Source organism: Guptibacillus sedimenti (assembly GCF_028610665.1).
Lineage (GTDB): Bacteria > Bacillota > Bacilli > Bacillales > Guptibacillaceae > Guptibacillus > Guptibacillus sedimenti.
The window spans coordinates 152,219-170,061 of the sequence record NZ_JAQQWV010000001.1; the positions used below are offsets into that span (position 1 = coordinate 152,219).

Below are 17,843 nucleotides of genomic sequence, written 5' to 3' on the forward strand. Positions count from 1 at the left end.
CCAGCTCCGAGGCCTACCCCCTCGAGGTCTTAAGTCCCCTCTCATTGTGACAAAAAGCGTCACACTGAGATTGGCCTTAAGCTTGTCGGGGGTGGACAAGGCCCCTGCGCTTTTCTTATAATAAGAAAGTTAATGCTTTAGTGAGGACGTGAAGTGATGAGTGATCATCCGATTGAAATAACGATTGATTCCCGGATTCAGTCAGGGGAAGAGAAAGAGTCTACAAATTATTCCGTTCAGGGAAACCTTGTTGAGAAAGGCGAAGTGCTTTATTTGCGTTATGAAGAAAGCCTGGAGATTGGGAAGGTTTCAACAACGGTGAAAATAGATCAAGAACAAGTGACCGTGATTCGAAGAGGAGCACTTTCCATGCGTCAGCAGTTTGCGCCAGGACAAGTGTCAGAATCTCTTTATAAAACGCCGTTCGGAGCGATGCCGATGCAAATTCGAACAGAACGTATTGAGCAGCTGGTGGACAAGGAGAAGTTGAAAGGTCGTTTAACGCTACGCTATTTGCTTTACCTTGAAGAAGATGAAACGCAGCGACATGAGCTGTCGCTAAGCTGGAAAGGAGCAAGTCAATGAACAGTGTGGAACAAAAGAAAGAGCAGTTAAAAGAAGAGATTAAGCAAGCCGTCATCAAAGCGAACCTTGCCTCCGAAAGTGAAATACCTGAAGTGATTCTGGAATCACCGAAAGATAAGGCGCACGGTGATTATGCAACGAACATGGCGATGCAGCTTGCTCGTATTGCAAAGAAAGCACCTCGTGCCATTGCAGAAGATCTAAAAGCGAATCTTGATATGACAAAAGCAGGCATTAAACAAATTGATATTGCGGGTCCAGGATTTATTAACTTTTTCATGGATACAGCTTATTTAACAGAGCTCATTCCAACGATTCTTGATAAAGGAAATAACTACGGTCGTTCAGCTGACAAGAATGAAAAAATCCAGGTCGAGTTTGTTTCAGCCAATCCGACTGGAAGCTTGCACCTTGGTCACGCGCGAGGAGCAGCAGTAGGCGATACGCTATGTAACGTACTAGACCGTGCTGGTTATGATGTATCACGTGAATATTACATCAATGACGCTGGAAACCAGATTCATAACCTTACTGTATCTCTTGAAGCGCGCTACATGCAGGCACTTGGAAAAGAAAAAGACATGCCTGAAGATGGCTATCAAGGACAGGATATCGTGCAGTTCGGGAAAGATCTTGTTGAGAAAGAAGGCGATCGTCTCCTTCAACTTAACGACAAAGAGCGCTATGCTTATTTCCGTGAATATGGACTTGAGCGCGAGCTTGAAAAGCTTAAAAAAGATTTGAAGGAATTTGGCGTTGAATTTGATGTCTGGTTCTCTGAAACATCTCTTTATCAATCAAACAAAATCGATAACGTTCTTGCGAAGTTAAAAGAGCGCGGTGAAACGTTTGAGCAGGACGGTGCAACTTGGTTCCGTTCCACCACTTACGGCGACGACAAAGATCGCGTTTTGATTAAAGGTGACGGCTCTTATACGTACTTAACGCCGGATATCGCTTACCACCAGGATAAGCTATCTCGCGGTTTTGATAAGTTGATCAATATCTGGGGAGCAGACCATCACGGTTACATCCCAAGAATGAAAGCAGCCATTGAAGCGCTTGGCTATAAGCGTGAGCAGCTTGAAGTGGAAATTATTCAGATGGTGAATCTCTTTAAAGACGGCGAGAAAATGAAGATGAGTAAACGAACAGGGAAAGCCGTTACCCTTCGTGAATTAATGGATGAAGTGGGCATCGATGCGATGCGCTATTTCTTCTCCATGAGAAGCTCGGATTCACATCTTGATTTTGATATGGATCTTGCTGTATCTCGTTCGAACGAAAACCCTGTGTACTACGTGCAGTATGCGCATGCTCGCGTATGTAGCATTCTTCGTCAAGGCGAAGAAATGGGCTTAACAGAAGACGCAGATCTTTCTCTAATTACATCTGAGAAAGAAATGGACCTTCTTAAGAAGCTCGGTGAACTTCCTGAGGCGATTGCAGAAGCAGCGGAGAAGCGCATGACGCACCGCATCACGAACTATGCATTTGAGCTTGCTCAGGCGCTTCACAGCTTCTATAATGCGGAACGCGTGTTGGATTCAGAAGATCTTGCGAAAAGCGCAGCACGCTTTAAGCTGATGAAGGCCGTTCGTCAAACAATTCAAAACACGCTAGAGATAATCGGCGTCACAGCTCCAGAAAAAATGTAATAACGAAGTCCTGTTGCAAAAGCGACAGGACTTTTTTTCTTAATCATGATGACATTCCAATCAATTTTTATAATGAATCATTCATTCGGTCATACTTTAAAGAAGAGGTGATCGGATGAAGACGGTATTAATCGCAACATTAACGGGATTTTTAGTAGGTCTTATTTTTGCTTTCTTAAAACTTCCGATTCCAGCTCCGCCTGCTTTTGCAGGAATTGCTGGTATTGTTGGCATTTACCTCGGATTTAAAGCGTACGAGTGGATGGTCGGATTTTTTTCATTATAAGGAAATGAGGTTAACGGATTGGCATATGTAAAGGTAGACGATTTTGACTTATTTTATGAAGAGAAAGGGAGCGGGCTGCCCCTGATTTTTCTTCACCCACCGGGGATGGGGCATGTTGTGTTTCATGAACAGGGGAAGCTTGCGAAGCATTTTCGCATCATTGTTTTCGATATGCGAGGTCACGGGAGAAGCGGATTAGGTTCAAAGGAATTTTCGATTGCTCTGTTAGCAAATGATTTAAAACTTCTGATGGAGGCACTTAGCATAAAAGAAGCAGTGCTGATAGGCTATTCCAGCGGAGGAAGTGTCGCTCAGGAGTTTGCCATTCAGCATCAAGAAAAAGTAGCCGGACTCCTTTTATGTGGTGGGTTTTCTGAGGTGAGCGATCCATTTCTCCAAGCTGAATTTCGAGCGGGGAAGGCGCTTGTTCATAAGATGAAGGTGCTTTCTTGGATTCTTGCGAAAGGACATGCGAGAAGCGAGGCAGAGTTTAAAATGTTACGTTCGTACATCGTTAGCACGAATCCATACCTGCTTGAGAACTTCTACGAAAAAGGACGTCGCTATGTGTGCACAGACAAACTAAGCGCGCTCCATATACCGTTTCTGCACGTAACGGGAGAGCGCGCCTTTTACTTTCATCATTATCAAAAAAAGTATCGAAACTATGTACCGCACTGTCAGCTCGTGCGCGTCTCGAATGCGTATCATGAGCTACCAACAAAATCGTGGAGAGAGTTAAATCAGATTATTTATCAGTTTGCTACTTCCATTGAATTGAACCGCCGCTAAGTCGCTTTACACCGCGAACGGCTGAAAGATCTTCGACAAGCTGAAGAGCTGCGAGATCTTTTTTCTTTGCTTCAATCATAATGTCTGCATCTTCTCCGTGCTCTTTCAACATGTTAAGAAACGGAATCGCAAACTCACTGTCCACATAATCAGCATGACTGCGATACGCACTCGTTGATTTTGGAGAAGAGAGGTGGAATTTTGGTCGAATTCCGTGCGATTCCCACGTCTTATACACTCGCTCGAAGAATGGATCAGGCAGGCCATCGCCTGGATTCGCCATATGATGATGGTAGTCGAAAATAAACGGCACGCCGGTTTGCTCACATGCTTCTAGTGTTTCTTTTGCAGTATAGGTTTTGTCGTCATTTTCAAGCGTTACGTGCGAACGGACGGCAGTTGGGATCGTATCGAAGTTTTTATAAAATCGTTTTAACGTTTCCACTTTATCTCCATAAGCGCCACCAATATGGATATTGACGATCGAACGTGTGTCAAGACCCATTGCCTCTAACATGGCGACATGATAATTCAGATCCCCAATTGCATTTTCTGTTACGTGTGATTTGGGACTTGTAAAAAGAGTAAATTGATTTGGGTGGAAGCTTACGCGAAGCTTGTGCTTCTTAACTAGATTTCCGATTTCTTCAAAAAGTTCTCGAAAAGGCGTGATATAATCCCAGGTTGCTTCAGGATGCGTTGCAAGCGGCACGATGGATGAAGACATGCGATAAAGATCAATTTCATGCGCAATATTATAATGAAGCGCTCGAAGCGTACTTTTTAAATTCGTCTCTGTAATACTGTGCAGTTTGGCTTCTCGCTCTTCTTTAGGTAGCTTTGACCACGTCGCAAATGTCATCGTTCGCGCGGGGGAAGCTTCATACAATGCGAGCGCGTTCGATACATAGCCGAATCGAAGTTGCATCATGAGGTCGACTCCTTTCTTGAAAGGTCTGATCGTTTCATTCCCTTTGACCTTAAGTTAAAACGGAACGCAGCACATTTAAGCTTAAGGCTCTTCTCTAATAAGTTGTAGCTTTTCAATCAATTATTGATATTGAATAAAAAACCACACCTCGCTAATTGTAGCGGAAGGATGCTCGACTCCTGCGGGACTAGCGGGACAGGTGAGACCCCACAGGAGCGAAAGCGACGAGGAGGCTCACCGCCCGCCCCGCGGAAAGCGAGCATCCTGTAGCGGAAATTAACCACTTATCTAAAAACAACAATATCTACGAAAAGAGCCAAACTTAAAGAAACGGACTAAAAAGACGTGCGATTGGAGCAATCATGCGATTCCCAATCGTTCGATCTTGAAGTCGCTTCAAATCGAGGCGCTCAGACTGAAGCAGATCCTTCATAATAACCTCCTTGATTTCCGAAACAAAATCATGAGAGTGTAAAAGGCAATTGATCTCGCCATTAATGTGAAAACTTCGCTGATCGAAATTCGCCGTACCGATATCACAAAACGTATCATCAATAACCATCACTTTGGCGTGGTAAAACCCGTTCATATATTGATACACTTCACAACCAGCCTGGATCAGTTCGACGAGATAGGGATAAGATGCTTCTTTTACGAGGGGATGATCAGCGCGCATTGGTAAAATGATTTGCACAGACACGCCGCATTTTAATGCACGCAAAAGACTCGTTTGGACGGTTTGTCCTGGAATATAGTATGGTGTCCCAATTTTGATCGACGTTGTTGCTTTATCAATATAAGAAGCGAATGATTTTTCGATATCACTTCCATTTGTAATGTGAAATGTAAGTGATTCAGCCCCTTTTTCCAAATTGGCTGAAACAGCTTCAATAGGAGAGGAATGGTTTTCCATCCAGTCGTGAACAAATTGATCTTGTAGTCCCTTTACAGCTTCACCAGTTAACCTGAGATGGTAGTCGCGCCAATAGCCGAATTTCGGGTCTTTGCCCGCATATTCGTTGCCCACATTAAACCCACCTATATAGCCAACCTTTCCGTCAATAACGGTTATCTTACGATGATTGCGTTCATTTAAAGAAGTAAAGAGATTCGGAAAAGAAATTTTTCTAGAATAGGAAAAGTGGATGCCGCATGAGCGCATTTTGTTAATGGTGGATTTCTTTAAGGCATGACTGCCTCCGTAGTCTGCAAGCAGGTAAATGAGAACGCCAGAACCAGCTTTTTTACAAAGGTGATCAATCACCTTTTGACCTGTTTCATCATTACGAAAAATGTAAAACATCATTTGGATTTCTTTGCTCGCGCTGTCGATATCGCTAAGCAACTGTCGGAAAAAATCATCTCCATCCCCGATGAAAGTGGGATTACCGGTCGTTTCAATCCATGAAGAAGAAGTCTGCTTTCTTTTTTTACTTCCTAAATGAAGATCAATAACGATCCATAATACGAGAACAAGGAGAACGAAAAAAAAATACCTCATGCGTTTCACCACTTTCCACTGCTGATATGGACATAGTTTGTCCTAAACTTGAAAAAAGTAAAAAAAATTCTCTGACTGAATGCTCATTCATTTGTTTTTGTGTTATACTAAAGTCAGAAAATTACTTTCATTCTGACTTAAAAGCGTTTTCATAAACGGTTTGGACATTCGGGGAGCACCATCGTTCAAGCAACTTAGAAGCGGATAAGAAGGAATGACTCGAAAGGAGAGGTTTGCCAACATGGATGTTTTATTGATCGCTAACTGGATTGCTTTCATTCTTGTAACCGCTTACGCACTATTTTTGTTTGGTTATGTTGTTAAGACGCGATACGAATACATTAAGCTTGGAAAGAAAGCAGAATTTGATCATTCCATGAAAGAACGACTAGAAGCAATTCTAGTTAAAGTATTTGGGCAAAAGAAATTACTAAAAGATAAGAAGAGTGGAACCATCCATGTGATGATGTTCTACGGTTTCCTTCTCGTTCAATTTGGTGCCATCGATATGATTGTAAAAGGTCTATCGCCGGGGTCGCACCTGCCTCTTGGACCGCTTTATCCAGCGTTTACGTTTTTCCAGGAGCTCGTGACGCTCATGATTTTAACAGCGGTAGTATGGGCATTCTATCGTCGCTATATTGAAGCCATTGCTCGATTGAAAAAAGGCTTTAAAGCAGGACTTGTCCTCTTATTTATCGGTCTTCTTATGATTTCCGTCCTATTTGCCGGCGGTATGGAAATCATTTGGCATGATGCAGGTTACTCGTGGAGCGCACCAGTAGCTTCAGGAATTGCGTTCCTGTTCTCCTGGATCAATGAAACAGCAGCGATTGCGCTATTCTTCTTTTTCTGGTGGATCCACCTGCTCGTACTACTTACGTTCATGGTGTATGTACCGCAATCGAAGCATGCCCACTTAATTGCTGGTCCAGTGAACGTTTTTCTTGGCCGCACGCACAAAGTTGGTCAGCTTTCATCCATTAACTTTGAAGATGAAAGTCAAGAAACATATGGTGTTAATACAATTGAAGATTTTAATCAAAAGCAGCTCGTCGATCTGTACGCTTGTGTAGAATGTGGACGCTGTACAAATATGTGTCCGGCAACTGCAACAGGAAAAATTCTTTCTCCGATGGATTTAATTGTTAAGCTACGTGATCATCTAACGGAAAAAGGAGCAGCCGTCACATCAAGAACACCTTGGGTTCCAGCGTATGCCTTCTCAAACACAGCTGGAAATCAAATCGCTTACCAATCACGTGAACAGCAAGAAACAGCTGCAGCAGCAGAAGGGCTTGTAAGCGGAGATTTAATTGGAAATGTCATTACCGAAGAAGAAATTTGGGCTTGTACAACGTGCCGTAACTGTGAAGATCAATGTCCGGTTGAGAATGAGCACGTTGATAAGATCATCGACATGCGCCGTCACCTTGTCTTAATGGAAGGGAAGATGGATAGCGATGTTCAGCGCGCGATCACAAACATTGAACGTCAAGGCAACCCTTGGGGCATTAGCCGGAAAGAGCGTGAGAACTGGCGCGACCTACGTGACGATATCGTTGTTCCAACGGTGAAAGAAAAAGAAAAAGCTGGCGAAGAGTTCGAATACCTCTTCTGGGTTGGATCAATGGGCTCTTACGATAACCGTAGCCAGAAGATTGCTGCTTCTTTTGCGAAAATCATGAATGAAGCAGGCATTTCATTCGCAATTCTTGGAAATAAAGAAAAGAACTCTGGCGATACGCCACGACGTGTAGGAAACGAGTTCTTATTCCAGGACCTTGCACAGAAAAACATTGAAACGTTCCAGAAGCATAACATTACAAAAATCGTGACGATCGATCCTCATGCTTATAACTCTCTTAAAAATGAGTATCCAGAGTTTGGGCTTGAAGCAGAGGTTTATCACCATACAGAATTATTGTATGACTGGATTAAAGAAGGAAAACTGAAGCCGAAGCACGAAGTAAACGAGAGAATCACCTATCATGATTCCTGTTACCTCGGCCGTTACAACGAAGTGTACGATCCACCACGTGAAATTCTTCGCAGTATTCCAGGCGTTGAAGTCATCGAGATGGACCGCAACCGCGAAAACGGTATGTGCTGTGGCGCAGGTGGCGGTTTGATGTGGACAGAAGAAGACACAGGATCCCGTATTAACGTAACGAGAACCGAGCAGGCACTAAGTGTGAAACCTTCCGTTATCGGAAGCGCATGTCCATATTGCTTAACGATGATGAGTGATGGGACGAAAGCGAAAGAAGTAGAAGAAGAAGTGGCAACGCTTGATATCGTCGAGATTTTAGAACGCTCGATTGTTCAAAAGAAAGCCGTTCTCCAATAGACTGTTTGGCAAAGGGTTAGCTTATGCTGGTTTTAACGACTGGCATGAGCTCTTTCCTTTGTTACTTTGTCGGTAAGGTGAGCGAGCGTTCAGTCGTATTTTACGTAATAATGATAGCGTTTTCAAAAAAAGAGAGGAGAGGATTTTGTGGGCAAAACGGTCATCGTTAGTGGCGTAAGAACGCCATTTGGAAAATTTGGAGGGGCTTTAAAATCAGTTGAAGCATCTAAGCTTGGTGGAACAGCGATCAAAGAAGCGTTAGTTCGCGCTGGAGTTGAGCCAGGAGATGTTGGTGAAGTGATTATGGGATCGGTGCTTCAAGGTGGTCAGGGGCAAATTCCATCGCGTCAGGCCGCAAGACACGCGGGCATTCCGTGGGAAGTGAAAACTGAAACGATTAACAAAGTGTGTGCCTCTGGTCTTCGTAGCGTCACGCTCGCCGATCAGATCATTCGCTCTGGTGATGAAGAGGTGATCGTGGCTGGTGGGATGGAATCGATGAGCAATGCGCCATACATTATGAAAGATGCGCGCTGGGGCATGCGAATGGGCGACAAACAAGTTGTGGATCTTATGGTGCATGATGGATTGACCTGCTCTTTTGACGGGTGTCATATGGGCGTTTATGGAAACACGACTGCTGATGATTATGAGATTTCGAGAGAAGAGCAGGATCGCTGGGCGACAAGAAGTCAGGAGCGAGCGGTGAAAGCGATGGAAGCTGGGATTTTTGCTGAAGAAATTATCCCTGTTGAAGTGCCGCAGCGAAAAGGAGAGCCACTTGTCGTTGAACATGATGAAGCGCCAAGAAAAGGCACAACGGAAGAGCAGCTCGCGAAACTAAAGCCTGTGTTCGGTGCTGACGGAACGATTACTGCGGGGAATGCACCTGGTGTAAATGACGGAGCAGGAGCGCTCGTTCTGATGTCAGAAGAACGCGCTTCGAAAGAAGGAAAAGAAGTGATGGCAACGATTCTTGCGCATACGGCTATCGCAGTTGAAGCAAAGGATTTTCCGAAGACGCCGGGGCTTGTGATCAATGAACTTTTAACGAAAACAGGAAAATCGCTTGAAGAAATCGATCTTTTTGAAATCAATGAAGCGTTCGCAGCTGTCGCACTAACGAGCGGGAAAATTGCTTCTCTTGATGAGGAAAAGGTGAATGTACACGGTGGTGCAGTGGCACTTGGTCATCCAATTGGCGCAAGCGGTGCGCGCATTTTAATAACGCTTATTCATGAATTGAAGCGACGCGGCGGTGGCATCGGAATAGCAGCGATCTGCAGCGGCGGTGGTCAAGGCGACGCTATTATGGTTCAGGTATAGAAGGGAGCATGACAATGGAAATCAAAACAATCATGGTGATTGGTGCAGGACAAATGGGATCAGGGATTGCGCAGGTGTGTGCAGCGTCAGGCTATACCGTGTACTTAAATGATTTAAAGCAGGAGTTTATCGATAAAGGACTTGCAGGAATTGAGAAAAACCTCTCAAAGCAAGTTTCCAAAGAGCGGATTACACAGGACGATTTGAACGGAACGATGGAGCGTTTGAAACCAACAACAGATCTGCAGGATGCAAAGCATGTTGATATCGTCATTGAAGCCGCAGTTGAAAACATGGAAGTAAAGGGAAACCTTTTTGCACGCCTGGATGAAATTGCCGAGAAACATACAATCCTTGCAACAAATACATCTTCCCTTCCAATTACGGAAATTGCGGCAGCGACAAAGCGCCCTGAGAAAGTAATCGGCATGCATTTCATGAACCCGGTACCTGTCATGAAGCTTGTTGAAATCATTCGGGGCTTAGCGACAACGGATGAAAGCTATCAAGCGGTTGAAAAGCTGGCAGTGGATCTTGGAAAAACAGCGGTGGAAGTAAATGATTTTCCTGGATTTGTGTCGAATCGAATTTTGATGCCAATGATCAATGAAGCGATCTATACCGTTTATGAAGGTGTGGCGTCTCCTGAAGATATCGATAGCGTAATGAAGCTCGGCATGAATCATCCGATGGGACCACTAACGCTCGCTGATTTTATTGGGCTTGATACGTGTTTGTATATTATGGAAACGCTTCAAGAAGGATTTGGTGATGACAAATATCGCCCATGTCCGCTTCTGCGAAAGTATGTAAAAGCCGGCTGGCTCGGACGTAAGACAGGAAGAGGCTTCTACCAATACCAGGTTTAACACCACGAGGAGGAACGAGCATGGAGCTTGTATTTACGGAAGAGCAGAAGATGATGCAGAAAATGGTTCGCGACTTCGCGGAAAAAGAAATCGCCCCAATCGTTGAGAAAATGGAAGAGACGGATCGCTATCCACGCGAAGTGATCAAACGAATGGGCGAGCTCGGTTTAATGGGCATCCCGATTCCAGAAGCGTACGGTGGAGCGGAAATGGACTATACGTCTTATATTATTGCGATTCATGAGCTCTCAAAAGTAAGCGCCACTGTTGGCGTAATTCTATCGGTTCATACGTCCGTTGGGACACTACCGATACTAGCGTTTGGAACAGAAGAACAGAAAAAACGCTACATTCCGAAGCTAGCGACTGGTGAATACCTTGGTGCGTTCGCACTGACGGAACCGAGTTCGGGTTCAGACGCAAGCAGCATGAAAACACGTGCTGTAAGAGACGGAGATCATTACATTTTGAACGGCTCAAAAATCTTCATTACAAATGGTGGAGAAGCAGATACGTACGTCGCCTTCGCTAGAACGAATCCGGATGAAAAAGGAAGCAAAGGCGTAACCGCATTTATCATTGAGCACGACATGCCTGGCTTTAGCGTCGGAAAGAAAGAGAAGAAAATGGGACTACACGGCTCGAATACGGTGGAAATCATTTTCGAAAACTGCCGTGTACCTGTTGAAAATCGTCTTGGCGAAGAAGGGCAGGGCTTTAAAATTGCAATGGCGAATCTTGAAAGCGGTCGCATTGGAATTGCGGCTCAGTCACTAGGGATTGCAGAAGCGGCGCTGAACTATGCGACGGCATACGCGAAAGAACGCCACCAGTTTGGCAAGCCCATCGGTCAGAATCAGGGGCTTGGATTTAAGCTTGCGGATATGGCAACAGAAGTCGAGGCAGCAAAGCTACTAACCTATCGTGCAGCTGACCTTAAAAACCACAAGATCCCTTGCATGCAGGAAGTATCCATGGCAAAGCTCTTTGCATCGAAAGCGGCCGTGAAAGCTTCGATTGAAGCGGTTCAAGTTTACGGAGGATACGGCTACACGAAAGATTACCCGGTAGAACGCCTCTTCCGCGATGCAAAAGTATGCGAAATCTATGAAGGAACGAGCGAAATCCAGAAGATCGTCATTAGCCGGAACCTGATGAAATAAAGAAAAGCGCAAGTGACCGAGGGTCTGGTCACTGTAGCTGGATCAGAAAAGCCGGGGATACCGTTTTATTGGCCAAAAACCAATTATATTGGCCAAACTTCATTTTTATTGGCCAAATTCGAGATATATTGTCCAAAATCAACTTTTATTGTCCAAACCACCAAAAAGGGAGAGAAATGAGATGAACTTTCAACTATCAGAAGAACATGAAATGCTACGCAAAATGGTGCGGGACTTTGCGAGGAAAGAAGTTGAGCCAACTGCAGCAGAGCGTGATGAAGAAGAGCGCTTTGATCGCAAGCTTTTTGATCAAATGGCGGAACTTGGCTTAACGGGGATTCCTTGGTCAGAAGAGTACGGCGGCATTGGCTCGGATTATTTAAGCTACGTGATTGCAGTGGAAGAGCTTTCTCGCGTATGTGCTTCTACAGGAGTAACCTTATCCGCTCATACCTCTCTAGCCGGTTGGCCGCTAAATGCTTTTGGTACTGAAGAACAGAAGCAAAAGTTCCTCCGTCCAATGGCAGAAGGGAAGCTTATGGGTGCTTACGGCCTAACAGAGCCTGGATCAGGATCTGATGCAGGTGGGATGAAAACGACGGCAAAGCTTGATGGCGATCACTACATTTTAAATGGATCAAAAATTTTCATTACAAACGGGGGCGAAGCGGAGATCTACATCGTGTTTGCTCAAACGGATAAAGAAAAGCGCCATAAAGGCATTACGGCGTTTATCGTGGAAAAAGGCACGCCTGGATTCTCCATGGGTAAAAAAGAGAAAAAGCTTGGCATTCGTTCTTCTCCAACGCTTGAAATTATTTTTGAAGATTGTCGTGTCCCGGTTGAGAATCGTCTTGGAGACGAAGGGCAAGGCTTTAAGATCGCTATGAAGACACTTGACGGTGGACGTAACGGGATTGCTGCTCAAGCTGTTGGCATCGCGCAGGGTGCGCTAGATGCGGCTACGGCGTATGCGAAAGAGCGTAAGCAGTTTGGTAAGCCGATTGGTGAGAATCAAGGCATTGGCTTTAAGCTAGCCGATATGGCTACAAAGATTGAAGCCGCCAGACTATTAACTTACCAGGCAGCTTGGAAAGAAAGTCAGGGTCTGCCGTACGGAAAAGAATCGGCGATGTCTAAGCTATATGCTGGTGATATTTCAATGGAAGTAACGACAGAAGCGGTGCAAGTCTTTGGTGGTTATGGCTATACGAAGGATTATCCGGTTGAGCGCTACATGCGTGATGCGAAAATTACGCAAATCTATGAAGGTACAAATGAAATTCAGCGTCTTGTTATTTCAAGAATGCTGATGGCTGATTAAGAAGCGCTATGCATCCACTCGCAGAACGACTTTCAAAAAAGGATGAGCGAGCGCTCGCTAAAGCTATTAGTCTTGTCGAAAATGATGCTGAGGATAAATTAGAATTGCTGAAGGATATTCATCCGATGACAGGGCGGGCCCACTACATTGGCATGACTGGGTCACCTGGCGCAGGAAAAAGTTCACTCGTGAATCGTCTGATTACGTACTTAAGAAAACAAAACCTTACCGTTGGCGTTGTCGCTGTGGACCCGACGAGTCCGTTTAGCGGTGGGGCTCTTCTTGGCGATCGGGTTCGGATGGCGGAGCATTTTACAGATCCAGGCGTATTTATTCGGAGCATGGGAACGAGAGGAAGCCTTGGAGGATTATCGCGAACGACGAAAGAAACCGTTCGTTTGATGGATGCCTTTGGTTTTGATGTTATTTTAATTGAAACGGTTGGGGTTGGGCAATCGGAGCTCGACATTATGAAAATCGCGGATACGATTGCGGTCGTTTTAAATCCGGGTAGCGGAGATGTGGTGCAAGTCTTTAAGGCTGGCATCATGGAAATTGCAGATCTCTTTGTCGTGAATAAAGCGGATTTACCAGGCGTTCCGAAGCTTCTTGCCGAGCTTGAAAGTATGCTCGATCTTGTGAAGCATGATGCACCGTGGCGCCCACCGATTGTAAAGGCGATCTCTGTTCAGAATCTAGGTCTTGAAAAAGTGTGGAAACGAATGAAGGAGCACTTTGAATACAGCAAAGCATCCGGTGAGCGTGATGCTCGGCGTAAAACGTCCCTTGAGCGTGAAGTGATTGAAGTGGTGCATGCTGAAATGATGAAAAAGCTTATGGAATATGAAGAAACGGAGAAAGGCTGGGTCGAGGAAGTGACAAGTGGTTCCATTGACCCTTACTCAGCTGCTGTAAAACTGCTTCAGAATTACATGGACGGCAGTCTTGAGAGGAAGGGGATGGGAAGGTGAAGAAGAACGTGCCTTCGATGGTGAAAGATGAGAAGCTGATCCAGAAACGTCGCGAGCAAATGATTAAAGCGGCGGTCTCTCTTTTTAAAGAAAAAGGGTTTCATCGGACAACGACGAGAGAGATCGCTCGTGTCGCCGGGTTTAGCATTGGGACGCTTTATGAATACATTCGAAAAAAAGAAGACGTGCTATATCTTGTTTGCGACAGTATCTACGATGAAGTGCGCGAGAGGCTCGAAGAACAGCTGAAGCCAGATATAACGGGGATTGAGCGGCTGAGGCAGGCCCTTCATGCGTTTTATCATGTCATGGATGATATGCAGGATGAAGTGCTTGTCATGTACCAGGAAGCAAAATCGCTCCCGCGGGAGACGCTTCCCTACGTATTGAAAAAGGAACTCGGTATGGCCGAAATTTTTGAGCGACTGATTGAAGAGTGCGTGACGGAAGGGAAGCTACGCCTGACAGAAGACGAGATCTATGGCGCTGCGCATAACATTCTTGTGCAGGGGCAAATGTGGACCTTTAGGCGTTGGGCGCTGCATTCACATTATTCAATTGAAGAATACACCAAAATGCAAGAAGGATTTTTGATGCAGGCGATCGAAGCCAAAAACGTATAGAGGAGGAACTGCAGTGAGTGTAGTTGAAACGTATAAACCGGTTAACCACGTTCGTTTTGTAACCGCTTCAAGTTTGTTTGACGGCCACGATGCATCCATTAACATTATGCGTCGAATTTTGCAGGCAAGTGGTGCGGAAGTGATCCATCTTGGTCATAACCGGTCTGTTGAGGAAGTTGTGAATGCTGCGATTCAGGAAGATGCGCAGGGAATTGCGATTTCTTCCTATCAGGGCGGTCACATGGAGTATTTTAAATACATGTACGATCTTTTGAAGGAAAAGGGGGCTTCTCACGTTAAGATTTATGGTGGGGGAGGCGGCGTCATTATTCCTAAGGAAATTAAAGAACTTCACGCCTACGGAATATCACGTATTTTCTCACCTGATGATGGCAGCGACCTTGGACTTCAAGGCATGATCGACCACATGATCAAGGAATGTGATTTCCCGACATTTAAACAAATTGATAATCAGATTGATCGTTTGCATGAACGTGATCCTCAAGCTGTATCAAGTCTGATTACGCTAGCGGAAAGCTATGGAGGAGACCGCACAGAAGAGACGGCGGCCGCTGCTGAGCAAGTGTTCGATAAGCTAAAGAATATGGAAACCGATTCACCAGTTCTTGGGATTACTGGAACCGGTGGCGCCGGGAAAAGTTCCTTAACCGATGAGCTCGTGCGACGTTTCATTAATGAATTTGATGATAAGACGGTAGCGATCCTTTCCATTGATCCGACAAAACAAAAGACTGGCGGCGCTCTGCTCGGTGACAGAATTCGTATGAACGCGATTCACAATGATCGCGTCTTTATGAGAAGCCTTGCAACGCGGAAATCAAAAACCGAACTTTCGCTTTCGATTCGTGAAGCGCTAACGGTTGTGAAGGCGGCTGGCTATGACTTGATCATCATTGAAACGAGCGGAATCGGCCAGGGGGATGCCGAGATCGTTGATATTTCCGATGTTTCGATGTATGTGATGACAAGTGAATTCGGTGCGCCTTCTCAGCTTGAGAAAATTGATATGATCGACTTTGCTGATTTGATTGTCATTAATAAATACGAGCGAAAAGGTTCTGAAGATGCCTTGCGAGATGTAAAGAAGCAATACCAGCGCAGTCACATGCTGTTTGAACAAAATTTAGATCAAATGCCCGTCTATGGCACAATCGCCAGTCAATTTAATGACCCGGGCACGAATACACTTTTTAAAGCATTGGTTGATACCATTCATCGCAAGTGTCGCAATGACTGGGCAACAAATATTGAAACGAGTGACATTGTTGAAAAGCTGAATTTGATTATTCCGCCACAGCGCCAGCAATATTTACAGGATATCTCTGGCTCCGTTCGACGCTATCATGAATATGTTGAGAAACAAGTTCAGCTTGCGCGAAAAGCGTTCCAGCTCCAAGGGACAATAGAGATGCTTGAGAGTGCGGCAGACAACGACGAGACTATCGCTATGCTAACGAAAATGAAAGATCAAAACATGGACGACATGCATACAGAAACCCGTAAAATCATCGAGAACTGGCCTGAAGTGAAAGAAAAGTATAGCGGAAAAGAGTTTGTGACGGTGATCCGAGAGAAGGAAATCGTGACGGAGCTTACGACAAAGAGTTTGTCTGGCCTTGATATTCCTAAAGTTTCTCTACCGAAATACGAGGACTGGGGAGAAATCGTTCGCTGGGTTCTAAAAGAGAACGTACCAGGCTCGTTTCCTTATACAGCGGGTGTTTTTCCGTTTAAACGAAAAGGCGAAGACCCGAAGCGTCAATTCGCAGGGGAAGGAACACCAGAGCGCACGAATCGCCGCTTTCATTACCTTTCTGAGAATGAAGATGCAAAACGCTTAAGCACGGCCTTTGATTCCGTCACGCTATATGGAGAAGATCCAGACTATCGACCAGATATTTACGGAAAAGTTGGCGAAAGTGGCGTAAGCATTTGTACGCTTGATGATATGAAAAAGCTTTATGCAGGGTTTGATTTGTGTGCGCCTTCGACTTCGGTATCGATGACGATCAACGGCCCCGCGCCAATCATTCTTGCAATGTTTATGAACACGGCAATCGAGCAGCAAATCCAGCGCTTTGAAGAAAAAGAAGGCCGGAAAGCAAACGCCGAAGAGCTTACAAAGATTAAGGCACACACGCTGAGCACTGTTCGTGGTACGGTTCAAGCTGATATTTTAAAAGAAGATCAAGGACAGAACACATGCATCTTTTCAACGGAATTTGCCCTTCGAATGATGGGAGATATTCAGGAATATTTTATTAACGAAAACGTGCGCAATTACTATTCTGTATCAATCTCGGGATACCATATTGCAGAAGCTGGCGCCAACCCAATCTCTCAGCTAGCGTTTACGCTTGCCAATGGTTTTACGTATGTTGAATACTATTTAAGCCGAGGCATGGATATTGATAAATTTGCGCCAAACCTCTCATTCTTCTTTAGCAATGGTCTGGATCCAGAATATACGGTCATTGGAAGAGTTGCCCGCAGGATTTGGGCAACGGTGATGCGCGAGAAGTACGGCGCTAATGCGCGTAGTCAGAAGTTAAAGTACCATGTTCAAACGTCAGGTCGCTCCCTGCATGCGCAAGAAATGGACTTTAATGATATACGCACAACGTTACAAGGTTTAATGGCGATTCATGACAACTGCAACTCGCTTCACACGAATGCATACGATGAAGCGGTAACAACGCCGACAGAGGAGTCGGTTCGTCGGGCGATGGCCATTCAAATGATTATTACAAAAGAGCACGGGTTAACGAAGAACGAAAACCCGCTCCAAGGTTCGTTTATTATCGAAGAATTAACAGACCTTGTCGAAGAAGCCGTTCTTAGTGAATTTGAGAAAATCAATGCACGCGGTGGGGTACTAGGTGCGATGGAGACACAATACCAGCGCGGCAAAATTCAAGAAGAGTCCATGCATTACGAGATGCTAAAACATAGCGGCGAGCTTCCAATCGTTGGTGTAAATACGTATAAAAATCCGAATCCACCAGCAGAAGAAGAGTGGAACATGGAACTTGCCCGAGCGAGCAAAGAAGAGAAGGAACAGCAGATTACGAACTTAAAGCAGTTTCAGGAAGCGCATGCTGATAAGACAGAAGAAGCGCTTAATCGCTTAAAGCGTGCCGCCCTTAGTAAAGGAAACATTTTTGAAGAGTTAATGGAAACCGTTAAGGTCGCGAGCCTTGGCCAAATTACAAGAGCTCTTTATGAAGTGGGCGGGAAATACCGTCGTAATATGTAGGCAGTAAAGAACTTGTCAAATGCAAGCGTTCATATTATTGTAGGAGGAAGGACTTCCCTTCCTCCTTTTCGTTCGAAAGAGAAGAGCATTTGGAAGATTAAATCCTGTTATTTCAATAGATTTGTTTGAAAATCGTAGCATAGATTGTGTAAATTTGTTTATAATGAATGGTATGTTTTGAATTAGG

The 17,843-nt window shown here is 44.9% G+C and carries 14 protein-coding genes; 12 read left to right on the forward strand and 2 right to left on the reverse strand.

Translation table 11 applies throughout. The features are described from left to right. Positions 1-156: 156 nt before the first annotated feature. The 4 genes from PQ578_RS00805 (at position 157) to PQ578_RS00820 (ending at position 3,321) form a co-directional block, all read left to right on the forward strand. Complete coding sequence (locus PQ578_RS00805) at positions 157-585, forward strand: YwiB family protein (protein ID WP_273831776.1); 429 nt, start codon at positions 157-159, stop codon at positions 583-585. Further along, the gene (gene argS, locus PQ578_RS00810; RefSeq protein WP_273831777.1) at positions 582-2,243 is read left to right on the forward strand and encodes an arginine--tRNA ligase; all 1,662 of its coding nucleotides are present in this window, start codon (positions 582-584) and stop codon (positions 2,241-2,243) included. The genes PQ578_RS00805 and argS overlap by 4 nt, the downstream gene beginning before the upstream one ends. A 115-nt stretch (positions 2,244-2,358) precedes the next feature. Next, positions 2,359-2,529, forward strand: a complete 171-nt coding sequence (locus tag PQ578_RS00815) for a XapX domain-containing protein (RefSeq protein ID WP_098445426.1) — start codon at positions 2,359-2,361, stop codon at positions 2,527-2,529. 18 nt (positions 2,530-2,547) lie between these two features. Beyond that, the gene (locus PQ578_RS00820; protein ID WP_273831778.1) at positions 2,548-3,321 is read left to right on the forward strand and encodes an alpha/beta fold hydrolase; all 774 of its coding nucleotides are present in this window, start codon (positions 2,548-2,550) and stop codon (positions 3,319-3,321) included. On the opposite strand, the gene uvsE is transcribed toward PQ578_RS00820, so the two are convergent. Together uvsE and cls are read right to left on the reverse strand one after the other, a co-directional pair. Continuing rightward, positions 3,293-4,249 (reverse strand): UV DNA damage repair endonuclease UvsE, encoded by a 957-nt coding sequence (gene uvsE, locus PQ578_RS00825; RefSeq protein WP_273833207.1) that lies wholly within the window; start codon positions 4,247-4,249, stop codon positions 3,293-3,295. The genes PQ578_RS00820 and uvsE overlap by 29 nt on opposite strands. Positions 4,250-4,574: 325 nt before the next feature. Continuing rightward, positions 4,575-5,753, reverse strand: coding sequence for a cardiolipin synthase (gene cls, locus PQ578_RS00830; protein WP_273831779.1), 1,179 nt, complete (start codon positions 5,751-5,753; stop codon positions 4,575-4,577). A 241-nt stretch (positions 5,754-5,994) separates the two neighbouring features. On the opposite strand from cls, the gene PQ578_RS00835 reads away from it, so the two are divergent. The 8 genes from PQ578_RS00835 to icmF all read left to right on the forward strand — a co-directional run bounded on the left by PQ578_RS00835 (position 5,995) and on the right by icmF (position 17,656). Continuing rightward, entirely contained in the window at positions 5,995-8,103 is a 2,109-nt protein-coding gene (locus tag PQ578_RS00835; protein WP_273831780.1) for a (Fe-S)-binding protein, read from the forward strand. 147 nt (positions 8,104-8,250) lie between these two features. Further along, positions 8,251-9,429 (forward strand): acetyl-CoA C-acetyltransferase, encoded by a 1,179-nt coding sequence (locus PQ578_RS00840; protein WP_273831781.1) that lies wholly within the window; start codon positions 8,251-8,253, stop codon positions 9,427-9,429. Between the two features lie 14 nt (positions 9,430-9,443). Next, positions 9,444-10,298, forward strand: a complete 855-nt coding sequence (locus tag PQ578_RS00845; protein ID WP_273831782.1) for a 3-hydroxybutyryl-CoA dehydrogenase — start codon at positions 9,444-9,446, stop codon at positions 10,296-10,298. Between the two features lie 20 nt (positions 10,299-10,318). Beyond that, the gene (locus tag PQ578_RS00850; protein WP_273831783.1) at positions 10,319-11,461 is read left to right on the forward strand and encodes an acyl-CoA dehydrogenase; all 1,143 of its coding nucleotides are present in this window, start codon (positions 10,319-10,321) and stop codon (positions 11,459-11,461) included. Between the two features lie 181 nt (positions 11,462-11,642). Next, positions 11,643-12,785 (forward strand): acyl-CoA dehydrogenase, encoded by a 1,143-nt coding sequence (locus PQ578_RS00855; protein WP_098445419.1) that lies wholly within the window; start codon positions 11,643-11,645, stop codon positions 12,783-12,785. An 8-nt stretch (positions 12,786-12,793) separates the two neighbouring features. Beyond that, complete coding sequence (meaB, locus tag PQ578_RS00860; RefSeq protein ID WP_273831784.1) at positions 12,794-13,756, forward strand: methylmalonyl Co-A mutase-associated GTPase MeaB; 963 nt, start codon at positions 12,794-12,796, stop codon at positions 13,754-13,756. A 17-nt stretch (positions 13,757-13,773) separates the two neighbouring features. Then, complete coding sequence (locus PQ578_RS00865; protein WP_098445870.1) at positions 13,774-14,379, forward strand: TetR/AcrR family transcriptional regulator; 606 nt, start codon at positions 13,774-13,776, stop codon at positions 14,377-14,379. Positions 14,380-14,392: 13 nt separating this feature from the next. Further along, on the forward strand, positions 14,393-17,656 hold the full coding sequence (icmF, locus tag PQ578_RS00870) for a fused isobutyryl-CoA mutase/GTPase IcmF (protein ID WP_273831785.1): 3,264 nt from the start codon (positions 14,393-14,395) through the stop codon (positions 17,654-17,656). Positions 17,657-17,843 lie beyond the last annotated feature (187 nt).